This window comes from uncultured Sphingomonas sp. (genome assembly GCF_964243315.1).
Classification (GTDB): domain Bacteria; phylum Pseudomonadota; class Alphaproteobacteria; order Sphingomonadales; family Sphingomonadaceae; genus Sphingomonas.
In genome coordinates this window covers 84393-99623 of the sequence record NZ_CAXTEM010000001.1, presented here as the reverse complement: position 1 = coordinate 99623, position 15231 = coordinate 84393, and the positions used below count along the sequence as shown (strand labels likewise).

Annotated in this window: 8 protein-coding genes; 5 read left to right on the top strand and 3 right to left on the bottom strand. The window is 66.1% G+C overall.

Features of this window, described 5'->3' with window-relative positions; genetic code table 11:
- Positions 1-61 precede the first annotated feature (61 nt).
- Positions 62-3328 (bottom strand): TonB-dependent receptor, encoded by a 3267-nt coding sequence (locus ACFE77_RS00320; RefSeq protein WP_375419620.1) that lies wholly within the window; start codon positions 3326-3328, stop codon positions 62-64.
- Positions 3329-3472: 144 nt separating this feature from the next.
- Between ACFE77_RS00320 and ACFE77_RS00315 the strand changes: the two genes are divergently transcribed.
- Together ACFE77_RS00315 and ACFE77_RS00310 are read left to right on the top strand one after the other, a co-directional pair.
- Entirely contained in the window at positions 3473-4549 is a 1077-nt protein-coding gene (locus tag ACFE77_RS00315) for a LacI family DNA-binding transcriptional regulator (RefSeq protein WP_375419619.1), read from the top strand.
- Positions 4550-4615: 66 nt separating this feature from the next.
- On the top strand, positions 4616-6301 hold the full coding sequence (locus ACFE77_RS00310; RefSeq protein ID WP_375419618.1) for a DUF5597 domain-containing protein: 1686 nt from the start codon (positions 4616-4618) through the stop codon (positions 6299-6301).
- A gap of 85 nt (positions 6302-6386) precedes the next feature.
- Here ACFE77_RS00310 and ACFE77_RS00305 read toward each other — a convergent pair whose 3' ends face one another.
- Both ACFE77_RS00305 and ACFE77_RS00300 read right to left on the bottom strand, forming a co-directional pair.
- Entirely contained in the window at positions 6387-7130 is a 744-nt protein-coding gene (locus ACFE77_RS00305) for a prolyl oligopeptidase family serine peptidase (protein WP_375419617.1), read from the bottom strand.
- Complete coding sequence (locus ACFE77_RS00300) at positions 7103-8551, bottom strand: hypothetical protein (RefSeq protein ID WP_375419616.1); 1449 nt, start codon at positions 8549-8551, stop codon at positions 7103-7105. The genes ACFE77_RS00305 and ACFE77_RS00300 overlap by 28 nt, the downstream gene beginning before the upstream one ends.
- 706 nt (positions 8552-9257) lie before the next feature.
- On the opposite strand from ACFE77_RS00300, the gene ACFE77_RS00295 reads away from it, so the two are divergent.
- From ACFE77_RS00295 to katG, 3 genes are all read left to right on the top strand, one after another.
- Complete coding sequence (locus ACFE77_RS00295; protein WP_375419615.1) at positions 9258-10481, top strand: glycosyl hydrolase family 18 protein; 1224 nt, start codon at positions 9258-9260, stop codon at positions 10479-10481.
- A gap of 4 nt (positions 10482-10485) precedes the next feature.
- Positions 10486-12618, top strand: coding sequence for a glycosyltransferase (locus ACFE77_RS00290; RefSeq protein WP_375419688.1), 2133 nt, complete (start codon positions 10486-10488; stop codon positions 12616-12618).
- A 148-nt stretch (positions 12619-12766) separates the two neighbouring features.
- Positions 12767-14995: a catalase/peroxidase HPI gene (gene katG, locus ACFE77_RS00285; RefSeq protein ID WP_375419614.1), complete on the top strand. Its 2229-nt coding sequence runs from the start codon at positions 12767-12769 to the stop codon at positions 14993-14995.
- The last annotated feature ends 236 nt before the right edge of the window (positions 14996-15231 follow it).

Genomic DNA, 15231 nt, shown 5'->3' with positions numbered 1-15231 from the left:
TCCGTGCCATACCGCCCACTGTCGCGGCCCCTGAGGCCGCGACAGTGGGAGACCGGCTTCGTCAGAACCGCCCGCGAATGCCCACCAACACCGTGCGGCCCGGGTTATATTCGTTGAAGGTCGCGTTCGGGAACTGGAAGTAGCTGCTCTGTGCTTCCTTGTTGATGTTGATGACGTTGACCACCAACGTCGGCAGCAGGTCGTTGTCGAGGATCTTGCCCAGATCGATATTGCCGGAGAAATCCAGCTGCCCATAGTCGCGGCCGAAGATCGCCGCGGCGGGGATGCCGTTCTGGTTCAGGCCGGAGTTCTGCGACCCTTCATTGTAGGTGTAGGTCAGACGCGCCGAGATGCCGTTGCCTTCGTAATAGCCCGTCGCGGTGTAGGTGGTCGGTGCCACGCCGAGCGCGATCGCGGGAGCGCCGGTGCCTTCGCCCTTCTGGTCGATAAAGGTCAGATTGCCCTGAAAGCCGAACCCGCGGACACCGATGAAGCGGGTGACGAAATCGAGCGGTTGAGTCAGCTGGAACTCGAGCCCGTTGACCTTCAGCTTGCCGTCCGCGTTGACCTGCTGCTGGAGCTGGATGATCGCCTGCTCCGGCGCGACCCCGGTGCCGGCGACCCGCGCTCGCAGCGCGTCCTGCTGGGCCTGGGTCAGCGAGGCGAAGGTGATTCCGAACGGCTCCAGCGTCGAGAACGGTACGTTGGTGAGGCCGTTGACGGTGAACCCGGTGATCGACTTGCGGAAAGCCGCGAACGCGATCACGCCCTCGCCGCCGGTGTAATATTCAAAACCGAGGTCGATATTGTCGGAGATATACGGGTCGAGCGCGTTGTTGCCGAGGGTGCCGACATCAGCCGACGGCTGCACGAAGCTCGCACCCGGCAGCAGCTGGTTGGGATCGGGTCGCGTCAGCGTTCGCGACACGGACGCGCGGGCGACCGCCTTGCTGCCGAAGCTGTACGCCACGTTCGCCGACGGCAGGAAGTTCGAGTAGAGACGGTTGCTGTTGTTGAAACTGGTCAGGACCGGATAGCAGGAGCCGTCCAGCACGAAGGTCGGCGCGACGCCAGGGCAGGTCAACCCGCCGCGCGTGTTGCGAGGATCGGGAATGGTGGTGCGCCCGCCGACGATCTGCTGGGTGCGGACATACCGAACGCCGCCGTTGAGCCGGAGCGTGTCGTTGTCCCCGATGTCGAAAAGGGCGTTCATCTCGGCAAAGGTGCCGGTCACCTTCTCGCGGATGAGGCCGCCATTGGCGCCGCTGCTGCCCGCGCCGGTCTCGGTGGCGCCCGCAAGCAGCTGATCGTAATTGGTCGCAGCCTTGAACTTGTTCCAGTCGACCGTGACGAACCCGCCGGGACCGGGCAGCAGGAAACCCGGCACCGCGGCGGTCGGCACGACCGAGCCTGCATAGACCAGCGGCGGCGCGCCGGCGGAGAATCCGGTGCCGTAAGCGGGGTAGGTGGGGTAGCCGGGAGGCGCCGCGGTGCCGGGAAGGTTGGCGCCGTCGCAGATCGGCTGGCGGTTGGGACCAGGTAGCACGACGTTCGGGTTGTTGCCGCAGATCAGTGCCTGCCACGGGTTAGTGTTGTCGAACGGGGTAATCCGGCGGCTGGTATCGTCATAGGCGGCACCGACGCGGACGCTGAAGCGCTTCTCGTCGCCGAACAACAGACTGCCGCGGATGCCCTGGGTCTTGGTGTCGCGTTCTTCGCCGTTGAGATTGACGCGGCCGCCGCCCGCCCAGCCGAAGCTGGCCGGATTGTTGAGGTCGATGTTCGTGCCGATCGACGGAATGCCGCCATCGTTCGCATAGTCGACCGTCACGCCGCTGCTGGGCGGTGTGATGACGAGCACCGTCGGGCTTTCGCGGCGGAAGTGACTCTCGGTGTAGTTCGCCTGCAGGTCGCCCTTGATGAAGTCGTTGATGATGAACTCGGCGCCCGGGTTCACGCCCCAATAATCCTGCCGATCGCGATAGGGGCGATATTCGAGAAAGAACTGCGAATTGGCGAAGGTACCGCCGGTGACGGTGCACCCCGCGGCGCAGTCGGTCTTGTCGTAGGTCGTGTTCAGCGGAATGGCGGCGCCGTTGCGAACCGCCCAATTCATCGCGGTGCGCGTGAAGTCCGTGTTACGCTTGGCGTACATGCCGTCGACGTAGAAGTGGAACGCATCGCTCGGCCGCCATTCGAACGAAGCCAGGCCGTTATAGCGGGTGCGCTCGCCTATCTCGGTACGCGGCCGGCCGAGGCGCGGCAGCAGGCCGTTGTCGATCTGGTCGATCGTCGCGCCCGGATTGCGGCTCAACAGAAACGCCTGATCGATCACCGTACCCGTTAGGAGGCCGTTGCCGGCGTTCGCCGGGACGGTGCCGGGGATGGTAAAATTGCCGCCGCCCGTCGCATTGCGGTTCGTGGCCGTGTTTTGCGCGGCGGTCAGGTTAGGGTTGGTCCACCCGATCGTCTCGAACCCGTCGACGCGGAAGCGGTTCTTGACCGCAGCGCCGCCGATCAGCAGGCCGAAGTCGCCGAAGGTGGCGCTCGCCAGCGCATAGCCGCGATAGCCCCATTTGTCGGCCTTGCTGACCTTCGACCCCTGGATCCCATAGCTGACATAAGGCTTCGGGTTGTCGAACGGCCGCGCGGATCGCAGGTTCACGGTGCCCGCTGCGCCGCCCTCCACCTGGCTGGCAGTCGGTGATTTGCTGACGGTCAATTGGGTGAAGAGTTCGGTCGGAATGAGGTCGAGATCGACTTCGCGATTGGTGCTCTGCGCGTCGAAGCGGACCGATGCGATCGCGACCGGTGCCCCGTTGAGCAGCACGCGGGTGAAGTTGGTGCCGAGCCCGCGGATCGCGACGTTCGACCCTTCGCCCGTGACTTCGCGCGCGATGGTGACACCCGGGATGCGATTCACCGATTCCGCGATGTTGGTGTCGGGAAATTTGCCGATGTCTTCGGCGAAGATCGTGTCGGTGAACCCGATCGAGTTGCGCTTGGCGTTCGCCTGGCTTTCGAGCGACGCACGGTAGCCGGTGACCACGATGTCCTGATTGCCCGTAGCCGACGGATCGGCCGGCGCCTGCGCGGTATCGTCGATCTGGGTCGGCTGGGTTGCGCCGGCGCCATCCTGCGTCTGCGCACCGGCATCTTGTGCGGTGCTGTTCGACGAGGCCGAGGGCGCGTTGCCGGCGTCGGCCTTGGGGGTGGAAGAAGGCTGAGCCTGGCTCGCGCTCTGCGCCAGTGCCGGCCAAGCGGAGCCGCACAGCAGCACCGCGGTGATCAGCGCGCCACCGCGCACCTTGCGTGTCGAAAGCTCCATTGCATCCTCCCAAATAGGCCCGAAAGCGCCCGTGTGTTCACGGTAACATAGCTACCTGACCTCACTCGTCCGAGATTGTCAATTGCCAGTGATGTCGTCGTGCAATAGCCTCAGTGGCTTCTCGGTGAGTACGACAAGGATGCGATGACGGCGCGGGACGTGACGGTGCGGGACACGACGGTGCTCCGCAGTCCTACCATCCATGATGTAGCCAGGCATGCCGGTGTGTCGCACATGACCGTGTCGCGCGTGATCAACGGCGATCGCGCGGTGCGGCACAACACCCGTGCGTCGGTTGAGGCGTCGATCGAGGCGTTGCGGTTCTCGCCGAACCTCGCGGCGCGTGCGCTGTCGGGCGCGAAGCAGGCGCGGGTCGCGCTGCTGCATCGGTTTCCCAATCCAGGCTCCCTCGGCGAATACCTGATTCGCCTCTCGCAATCGGCGAGCCGCGCCCATGCGATCCTCAGCTTTCGCGAAGTCACGGGATCTAACCTGGACCCAACCGTGATGGACGATCTGATCGCGCGCGGTGTGCAGGGCGTGATCCTGGCCCCGCCTCTCGGCGACGACGTCGATCTGGTCGCCGCGCTGCGCCAAGCCGGGATGGCGATCGTCGCCACCGGGTCGACGCATGGGGATCAAGGAGTTCAGTCCGTTGGGATCGACGATCGCAAGGCGGCGCAGGAGATGACCGCGCATTTGCTCGAACTCGGGCACCGCCGGATCGGCTTCGTTCAGGGGCGGGCGACCCACGCGTCGAGCAAGTACCGGCTGGAGGGATATCGCGATGCGCTGCGCGCGAGCGATGTTCCGGTCGATGCCGAGCTGATCGCGCAGGGCAATTACGATTATCAGTCGGGTATGCAGGCAGCGGACGAGCTTCTCGCCCTTCGGGTGCCGCCGACTGCGATCTTCGCGAGCAACGACGACATGGCCGCCGCCGCCGTATCGGTCGCGCATCGCCGCGGCATCGACGTGCCGGCGGATCTGTCAATTTGCGGGTTCGACGATACCTCGCTGGCGACGACGATCTGGCCCACCCTCACGACGGTACGCCAACCCACCGCCGACCTCACCGAACTGGCGTTCAAGCTCGTGCTGCACGGGATCGCGCGGGATCAGCCGAGCGCGACGCCCGACCACGTCGTGCTCGAACACTTGATCGTTCTGCGTGAATCGCACGGTCCGCCGCCGCATGCGCACGACGCGAATTTGCGCTGAACCGGGCAAGCGGCCACAAGCTCCGCGCGTAGCGGCGCTCGCCCAGTCGGCTACTTAGGAGTTCCCATGCGTCATCTGCTGTCCGCTTTCGGCTTGATCCTGGCGACCATTGCCAGTGCGTTGACAGGGGTCGCCTATGCGCAATCGGCGTCGGCACCGCATCTGGAGCGTCGTGGCGAGGCGACCCAGTTGATCGTCACGGGCAAGCCGTTCCTGGTGCTGGGCGGCGAGACGCACAACTCCAGCAGCAGCGACCTCGCGTACATGGCCCCGATCTGGCCCAAGCTTAAGGCGCTGAACATCAACACCGTCCTCGTCCCCGTCGCCTGGGAGACGATCGAGCCGGAGGAGGGCAAGTTCGACTTCAGTAACGTGGATGGCCTGCTGAAGGGCGCGCGCGAGCACGATCTTCGCCTCGTCATCCTCTGGTTCGGTACGTGGAAGAACACCTATTCCAGCTATGTACCAGCGTGGGTGAAGCGCGATCAGGCGCGGTTCGGCCGCGTTCTGACGAGCGACGGACGCGGGACCGAACGTCTGTCGCCCTTTTCCGCCGCGTCACGCGATGCCGACGCGCGCGCCTTCAGCCAGTTGATGCGGCACCTCCGCGCCGTCGACGGCACGCGCCATACGGTGTTGTTCGTCCAGGTCGAGAACGAGGTCGGGATCATCCCGGAATCGCGGGATCACTCCGCGCCCGCGAACGCCGCGTTCGCTGCACCGGTGCCCGAGGCGCTGATCCGCCACCTGGAGCAGCACCGTGCGACGCTCCATCCGCAGCTACGGGCGGCTTGGGAAGCCGCCGGGGGGCGGGGGTCGGGGTCTTGGGAGGAGGTGTTGGGCACCGGCAGCACCACCGACGCGCTGTTCATGTCGTGGTGGTACGCGACCTACATCGAGAAGGTGACCGCCGCGGGGAAGGCGGAATACGCCTTACCGATGTTCACCAATGCGGCGTTGATCCGGCCCAATTACGAGCCAGGTCAGTATAATTCGGGCGGACCGCTGCCGATCTCCCTCGACATCTGGAAGGCTGGGGCGCCGTCGCTCGATTTCCTCGCGCCGGACATCTACTTCGACAACTACGCGCATTGGGCGTCCGAATATCGCCGAGCCGACAACCCGCTGTTCGTGCCCGAGGCAAGGGGCGGTCCGGCCGGCGCCGCCAACGCGCTCTATACGATCGGCGCGATGAAGGGGCTCGGCTTCTCCCCGTTCGGCGTCGACGGTCAGGGCGTCGTCCTGGCCGGGGACGTGAGCGTCGGTCTCGACGCGGGCAACGCCGGTGACGCCGCGATGGGTGCGATATACGGCCAATTGGCGCGCCTTGCCCCGCTGGTGCTTCAGAAGCAGGCCGAGGGGAAGATCGAGACGGCCATCATGGAAGGCTCCGCTCAGCGCGCGGGCCGCATCCGCATCGGCGACTATATCGCCAACATCACGCGCGCGACCGGCCCCGGCGGCAACGTCGATCAGGCGAGCCGCGTCGCCGCCATGTTCCTCAAGCTCGGGCCCGACGAGTTCCTGATCTTAGGCAGTGGAGACACCCAGATCAGCTTCACCACCGACCGGCCCGGCGCGCCGATCGTCGGGATCGAGAGCATCGACGAGCAGATCCTGCGTGACACCGGCGCGGTGACCGGCCGGCGCCTGAACGGCGACGAGAACGGGCAGGGCCAGTCGCTGCGTCTATTTTCGGCCGATGCTGCGGAGCACCGGGTCTATCGTGTGCGTCTTTATAGATACCGCTAGCGAGCCTTAGATTGGTGGCGCCCAGCCAAGCGGACGCGAGGCGGTCAGCAACGCTCGACCGACGCGCCGAGCTTGCAGTCGACCCCTATGCAGGGGCGCGTGCGGTCGACAGGACGAAGGCGAAGATGTCCGCCCATTGCGCATCGCTCTGCTGTCGCGTCGAGCCCAGGCCATGACCGGCGTCGAAGGTGACGCGCAGCAGCACCGGACCGCCGGTCGACGCCTTCTGCAGACGTGCGGCGAACTTGGCCGGGTGCCATGGCGCCACGCGTGGGTCGGTCATGCCGGTGATTGCAAGGACCGCGGGGTAGCGCACGCCATCCTTGACCTTCTGATAGGCGTCCATCGCCACCAGCCCGCGGAACTCCGTGTCGTTCGACGGATCGCCGAATTCCGGGAAGTTGGGCGCGGAATTCTGTTCGACGCCCGCGCGCGACGTGTTGGTCCAGCCGACATTGTCGATCGCGCCGGCGAAGAGGTCGGGCCGCTCCACCAGGGCGTTGCCGACCGCGATGCCACCGGCCGACGTGCCCATGATCGTCAGCGTCGCCGGCGACGTCCAACCGTCGCGGATCACCGCCTCGCAACCGGCAATGAAGTCCCGCCAGGTGTTTGGCTTGTTCGCCTTCTGCCCGGCCCGCCACCACGGCGCGCCATATTCGCCACCGCCGCGCGCGTGCACTTCGAACATGACCCCGCCACGCTCTAGAAAGGCGATGAACCGCGGCGAGAAGACGGGCGAGGCAGAGACGCCGTAGCTGGAATAGCATTGCCCCAGAGCGGGAGCCCGTCCGTCGCGCTTCAACCCTCGCTTCGCGATGATCGACACCGGTATCTTCGTGCCATCCGGGGCGGTGGCGAAGATCTGCCTGGACTCATATTCGGCGGTGGAGAAGGCCGGTTTGGGGCTGAGACCGGCGTCCGACAGCGTTCCGCCCGCCTTATACCGGTAGATCGCGAATGGCTGTATCCAGCCGCCGATCCGCACGTCGATGCCGTCCTGATCGGGCAACCGAACAGGCCGTAGACACCGGCATCGAACGGCATCGCGATGTCGGTCGTCTTGCCATCCGATCCGATGCGATGAAGCGTGGTCGGGCCGCCATTCTGGCGCGCGAAATAGATCCCGTCGCGTGCGGCCAGCAGCCCGGTATCGGCGGTTTCGATCGGCGCACGCGCTTCGGGTACGACGATGTCGGCCCGAGCGATGTCGGGGTTCGCGGCGTCGAGCTTCAGGATGCGGCCGAGCGGCGCGTCCCTCTCGCCGACCAGATAGAGATCCCGACCACGAAGCGCGAAGCTGGTGACCTGATCGTCCAGTCGTGCTGCCGTCTTCCAGCTTGCCCGCCCGGCCGACAGATCGGACAAGGAGGCGGTGAACAGGGGGTTCTCGCGCCGAACGCCGCCATAGGGCAGCAGTATCGCGACATCGGACCCCGGCGTGACCACAATGAACGGGAACTCGATCGGGAGTATCTTGTAGCCGTCGATCGTATCGCCACCGCCGACGACACGGATATCCTGTTTGGGATCGGTGCCGAGCTTGTGGAACCAGGCGACGGAATTGGCGAAATAATCGGGAGCCCCGCGCACCGCCCCTTCGCGGATGCGACCGTGGAAGAAGCCCGAACCATCCGCCAGCCATTGCGGGTTCGCGAAGCGTGCGCGGTCGATCGTCTCGGGAAAGTGCGTGCCGTCCGCAGTGCGCAGGATGCGCGCCACCGACTCCTCCGAACCGGCGGGCGAGACGCCGTAGGCGACGAGGGCGCCGTCGTCCGATGCCCGCCACCAGTCGAGGCTCGTGTGCGCGCCGCCGGCCTCCTTCGTCGCCTCGGGATCGACCAGCAGACGGCGATCGCCGCCCGCGCGATCGATGACGTAGAGCTTCGGCACGCTGGCGCCAGCCGGGCGGAATTCGACGAAGGTCAGGGCACCCGCCCGCTGCACGCGCGTGGCGATCGGAAGATCGCCGGTGAGCGCGCCGACCCGCTTCGCCAGCGCGGCCCGGCCAGGCAACGCATCCAGCGCCTTACGGGCGTAAGCACCCTGGGCGCGCATCCAGGGCTCCCAGGCGGGATCCTTCGCATCTTCCATCCAGCGATAGGGATCCGGTAGGGCCATGCCCAAACGCCGGTCGACGGCATCGACGGTCTTTGCGACCGGTGGCCCCGCGGTTTCTGCGAACGCTGCCCGGGGCAGTCCCAACGCCGTGCTCGCAGCGATCGCGCCGAGGAAATCACGACGGTTCATTGCTGTTCTCCGAAATTGCTGAGCTTGCCGATCATCTGCTCCGAGCCGGTCCGCATCAGCGAGCAGGTCGAAGGCTCGGGATGCACGACGATGTCGACGGAGCCGAACCATCCGGGTTCACGACGCCTGCGAGATTTGGCTCTGCCGAGGCCGTGGTGCCATCAAATGGATTGGGCCCAGTAGCAAGACTGATTGCTTGGGCCGGTGACGCAGCCAAGGCCAACGTCGCAATTGCTCTCGAAAGCATATTGTCCCCTTTGCATCTTGACCCCGCAACCGACATCGCCTTGGTCATCGGTCTTGATCATAGCGCCGGTAATCGGCTGCTCATTGGACAATTACGACGTGGTCGCCGTCCTTCGCGAGTAATCGGGAGACTATTTCGTCCGTCGCGCCGTGGTGTTGCTTTTCGAACAGCGAGGTCGACCACTGTTCACGCGAGAAGCGACCGTATGCCAACGGGCGTGCATCGTTCGCTGTGCACCGGCATGGAGAATCTGGATTAAAGATCGCACGCAGGCACGGGTTCGAACGGGACCTCGTCGAGCCCATGCAGGCTGATCGCTTAGGTTTGTCATTCGCTCGCCCGTCGATGCCCCCGGCTCCGGACATCGGGCTAATGTGCAATGGTCTAAACCATTTGCTGGTTAACCGTATCTTTCCCCGCCGAAGCTAGGCGCAGCCATCCAATCTGCCCGGGGGCTTCGTGAACCAACCTGTCTTCTACGACGCCAGCGGCCGGCGGGCACGCTGGACCTGGATCGTTGCCGCCACGACGCTGGTCGGGCTGGCGGCGGCGTTGGGTTTCCTGCTGCTGACGATCACGCAATCGCGCCCACGGCTCCCGGTCCGGCTGAGCGAGGATGCACAGCGGCCGCGCGGTATCGCCGCGGCGCCGGTCGGCGGCGAGCGAGGCACTTGGCTTCCGTCATCGACCGGTCCGGTCCGCCGCCAGGCGACGCCCGTGCTCGGCTTCTACATGCCTTGGGACGAGCCGTCGCGGCGCTCGCTGGCGCAGAATGTCGGCCGCTTGGACTGGCTCGTTCCCGGTCTCGCGACGGTGACCGGATCGGCGCACCGCTTCGTCTACGAAGGCGATCCGCATATGCGCGCGACGGTGGGGGCCTCAACGCGTCGCCCGCTGGTCCTGCCGATGCTGCAAAACGCGCGCGAAGATGGCCAATGGGATGGCGCCGGAACCGCCAAGCTGCTGCGGGATCGGGCGGCACGACGGCGCCTGGCCGAGCAGATCGTCGGCATGATCGAGGCGGAGCGCGGGGCCGGGGTCATGCTCGATCTGGAGAGCCTGCCGGCGAATGCGCATCGCGATTACCGGCGGTTCCTGGCCGAGTTGCGTACCCGGTTTGCCGGACGCGGTTGGCAGGTGATGATCGCGGCGCCGGTCGCGGACCCGACCTGGGATCTCGGCGCCTATGCCGCTGTCGTCGACCGCGTCGTGCTGATGGCATATGACGAACATTGGATGGGCGGAAGCGCCGGGCCGATCGCGTCGCAGCCCTGGTTCGTCCGCGTCGTCGCCGACGCTGTGGCTGAGGTGGGCCGACAAAAGGCGATCGTCGCGATCGGCAACTACGCCTATGATTGGGCGGCCAACGCCACGACGCCGCTGAGCGTGACCGACGCCTGGGCTTTGGCGCGCCGCGCACACACCATGCCCCGTTTCGACGCGGCGAGCGGGAACTGGCATTTCGCCTACCGCGCCGGTGGCCGCGATCATCAGGTGTGGATGATGGATGCGGTCGTCGCCAACAACCAGTTGCGCGCGATCGCGCACAGGTGCCGCGGCGGTCGCGCTGTGGCGGCTCGGCAGCGAGGATCCCAAGCTATGGAGCGTGCTGGGCGGCGACGCGCGCGCAGTTGTCGGGCGCATCGACGCGCCGCCGGGGATCATCGTCCATGGCAATGGTGAACTCATGCGATTGGACGAGGCGGCCACGCCGGGGCAGCGCACCGTTCAGGTCGATGGCGCCGGCCTGATCCGGTCGGCTGCGATGCGGCGCCTGCCCGGCACCGATGTCGTGCAGCGCACCGGCGCCCACCGGCGGTTGGTGGCGCTCACCTTCGACGACGGGCCGGACGCGCGCTGGACGCCGCGGATCCTGGACGTGCTGAAGCGTTTCGGCGCGCCGGCAACCTTCTTCGTCACCGGCACCAACGCGCTGGGGCAGGGCGAACTGCTGCGTCGGATCATCGCCGAGGGTAGCGAAATTGGCAATCACTCGACCTCGCATGCGGATCTGTCGAGCCGATCCCCCGCCACGGTGCGGCTCGAACTCAACGCGACCGAACGCTTGGTCGAGGCGTATACCGGCCGCGCGTTGCGGCTGTTCCGCCCACCCTTCCTGGGCGACGCTGATCCGGATCGCAGCGACGAACTCCACGCCACCCGCGTCGCCGCGGGGCTGGGCTATGTCACGGTAGGCCTCAACGTCGATCCGCTCGACTGGCAGTCGCCGTCTGCGGGCGAGATCGCCGCCCGCACGATCGCGCAGGTCGAAGCCGGCACGGCAGAGCGCCCCGCCCAGATCGTCCTGCTGCACGATGCAGGCGGCGATCGCAGCCGGACGCTCGCCGCCTTGCCGGCGATCATCGAGGGGCTGCGTGGCAGGGGCTATATACTGGTAGGGGTGTCGCGGCTCGCCGGGCTGACCCGCGATCAGGCGATGCCGCGATTGGAAGGCCACCGATCGAGCAGCGCAGCATCCATGCGGTTCATGTTCGACGGGGTCGCGCTTGCGAGGACCGGCCTGGGCGCGCTGTTCGTGCTGCTGATCGCGATCGGTATCGCTCGCGCGATCGCGATCGGCGCGCTCGCTCTGGCGGCCCATCGCAAGCAGCGACCGAGCGACCCGCTGCCGCATCTGGTGCCGACCTCGGTCTCAATCCTGATCCCCGCGTTCAACGAAGCACGGGTCATCGAGGCGTCGGTGCGCCGGATCCTCGGCAGCCAGGGCGTTCGGCTGGATGTTATCGTGATCGACGACGGCTCGACCGACGGCACCGCCGACATCGTCGCGCGCGCGTTCGGCATCGATCCACGGGTGCGCCTGCTCACCCTGTCGAACGGCGGCAAGGCACGGGCGCTGAACGCTGCGCTCGAGATCGCCAAGGGTGACATCGTCGTGGCGCTGGATGCCGACACCCAGTTCGAACCGGAAACGGTCGCGCGCTTGTTGCGCTGGTTCGCCGACCCCGCGATCGGCGCGGTCGCCGGCAATGCGAAGATCGGCAACGCGGTCAATCTGCTGACCCGCTGGCAGGCCGTCGAATATGTCACGGCGCAGAACTTGGAACGCCGCGCGCTCGAGGCATTGGGCGCGATCACCGTCGTGCCGGGGGCCGTTGGCGCGTGGCGCCGCGCGGCGCTGGACGAGGTGGGCGGCTATCCGGACGATACCCTGGCCGAGGATCAGGACCTGACGATCGCGATCCAGCGGGCAGGGTGGCGCGTCGCATGCGATATCGAGGCGGTGGCGTGGACCGAGGCGCCCGAGACGGTGCGCGCGTTGTTCCGGCAGCGGTACAGATGGGCGTACGGAACGCTGCAGTGCCTGTGGAAGCACCGTGGCTTTATCGGCCGCGGGCAGCCGCGTGGACTGAGCCTGATCGGCCTGCCCCAGGCCGTGGTCTTCCAGTTGCTGTTCACGCTCGCCGCGCCGCTGATCGACATCGCCCTGTTGACCGGCATCGGCGGAACCGCGTGGCGCGTCATCGACCGGGGTTGGTCGGCCGCCGGAACCGACGCACTGTGGGTCGCCGCATTCTGGGGCGCGTTCACCGCGATCGATCTGGCCTGCGGATGGATCGCCTATCGGCTGGATCCGCGTGAAGCCCGTTTTCCGGCGATGAGGTTGTTGGCGCAGCGGTTCGGCTATCGTCAGCTGCTCTACGCCGTCGTCCTCCGGGCAATCGTTGCCGCGGTGGCAGGGCCCAAGGTCGGTTGGGGCAAGCTGGAACGGCGCGGCAGTGTCGCCGTGATCGGCGTGGCCGAGAATGGCGGATGGGGGCCGGAGGATGTCGACATGCCGCTTCGGAAGGCAGCATAGCGGCTCCAGAACGCCAGTGACGCGTTGAAAGGGCCTGCGCGCCGTGGCGGACTTATCGATCGAAACGATAGCCGAAATCATTACAATTGATTGGATAGATTTATCGGCGGCGCTACTGAACGATAGACTGATTCAAGGAGTGAGATTTATGGCTGACGAAGATCCCGGCGCACGCTGTCCCATGGGTCAAGGCGGTGGCGGCGAAATCAAGCTCCGCTCGCTGCTCGGCCGCACCAACAAGGATTGGTGGCCAGACGCGCTGCCGGTCGAAATCCTCCACCAGCACGGCGTGTCGCCCGATCCGATGGGCGAGGATTATGACTATGCCGAGGCGTTCGGAAAGCTCGATTACTTCGCGCTGAAAGCCGATCTGACGGCGCTGATGACCGACAGCAAGCCGTGGTGGCCTGCCGACTATGGTCATTATGGTCCGTTCATGATCCGCATGGCCTGGCATGCCGCGGGCACGTACCGCGTCACCGATGGTCGCGGTGGCGCGTCGTCGGGCCAGCAGCGGTTCGAGCCGCTCAACAGCTGGCCGGACAACGGCAATCTCGACAAGGCACGCCGCCTGCTGTGGCCGCTGAAGCAGAAGTACGGAAAGCACATCAGCTGGGCCGACCTGTTCATCCTCGCCGGCAACGTCGCCATCGAGAGCATGGGCGGACCGGTGTTCGGCTTCGCTGGCGGGCGCCGTGACGTCTTCCAGTCGGAAGGCGATACCTACTGGGGCGCGGAAGAGCAGTGGATCGGGCACGCGGAACACCAGACCCGCATCCGTCCCGAGGAGGAGCTCGATCTGGACGGCCCGCTGGCGGCCGACTCGATGGGCCTCATCTACGTCAATCCAGAAGGCCCGGGCGGCAATCCCGATCCGCTCGGCTCGGCACGGGACATGCGCGCGACCTTCTCGCGCATGGCGATGAATTCGGAGGAGATCGTTGCGCTGACTGCCGGTGGTCACGCCTTCGGCAAGACGCATGGGGCGAAGCCCGCCGAGAATTTCGGCAAGGAACCCGCGTCGGAGGCCGTGCACATGCAGGGCCTCGGCTGGCTCACGGACAGCGAGGAGATCGGCAAGGGTCACATCACCACGTCGGGCATCGAAGGATCGTGGTCGAACAATCCGACCAAGTGGACCGGCGACTATTTCCGGCTGCTGTTCAAGTACGACTATGAGCTGACGGCGAGCCCGGCGGGCGCGAAGCAGTGGACGCCGGTCAATCCTGAAACGGAGGACATGGCGCCCGACGCACGCGACCCGAGCAAGCGCGTGCCGACGATCATGACGACGGCGGACATGGCGCTGAAGATGGATCCCGAGTTCCGCGCGATTTCGGAGCGGTTCCGCGACGACCAGTCGGCGCTCGACGACGCTTTTGCGCGGGCCTGGTACAAGCTGACGCACCGCGACATGGGTCCGAAGGTTCGTTTCCTTGGGCCCGAAGTTCCGGAAGAGACGCTGATCTGGCAGGATCCGGTGCCGGAAGGGACCGCGCCGAGCGACGCAGATATCGCTGCGTTCGGTGAGAAGGTGTTGGCGTCGGGGCTCAGCGTCGGGCAGCTCGTCAAGACTGCCTGGGCGTCCGCTTCGACCTACCGCAAGTCCGACCATCGCGGCGGTGCCAATGGTGCACGTATTGCGCTGGAGCCGCAGAAGAACTGGGAGATCAACGAGCCCGCAGAGCTCGCCATGGTGCTCGCCAAGCTCGACGAGCTGCGCGGTGCGATGTCGCTTGCCGATGCGATCGTCCTCGCCGGTTCGGTGGCCATCGAGAAGGCGGCGAAGGATGCGGGCTTTGCGGTGAAGGTCCCATTCACCGGCGGCCGCGGCGACGCGACGCAGGATTGGACCGACGTCGAGAGCTTCGTCTGGATGGAACCGAAGGCCGATGGCTTCCGCAACTATCTCAAGACGCGGCAGTCCGTGAAGACCGAGGAGCTTCTGCTCGACAAGGCATCGCTGCTCGGCCTGTCGGCTCCCGAGATGACGGTGCTGCTCGGCGGCCTGCGCGTCCTGGGCGCCAATTACGGCGACAAGCCCGAGGGCGTTCTGACCGACCGCAAGGGTCAGTTGACCAACGACTTCTTCGTCAACCTGCTCGACAACGAGACCTTCTGGGAGCTCGTCGACGCGTCGAGCGACGAGGAGTTCATCGGCCACGACCGTGGCGGCAAGGGCGAGAAGTGGCGCGCCACGCGTACCGATCTCGTCTTCGGCTCGAACTCGCAGCTGCGCGCGACCGCGGAAGTGTATGCCGAGAACGGTAACGAAGAGAAGTTCGTGAAGGACTTCGTCAAGGCGTGGGTGAAGGTGATGGACGCCGATCGCTTCGACGTGACCGCCAAGCCGGTGACGTCGAACATCGCGACCTGATCGCGGCTTGATCCGAAAAAAGAAGGCGGTCGCGAGAGCGGCCGCCTTTTTTCGTGCAGGTAGCTGCCTCACAGCGGCCGCGGGCTAGCGCCGAACGACCTCAAGTAGAACCAGCCACCTCGTTCGTCATCCCCGCGCAGGCGGGGATCCAGACTGGCAAGCGTTGCGGCTGACATACTGAAGCCAGCCAGTATGGATCCCCGCCTGCGCGGGGATGACGGGGGAAATTATCTCCG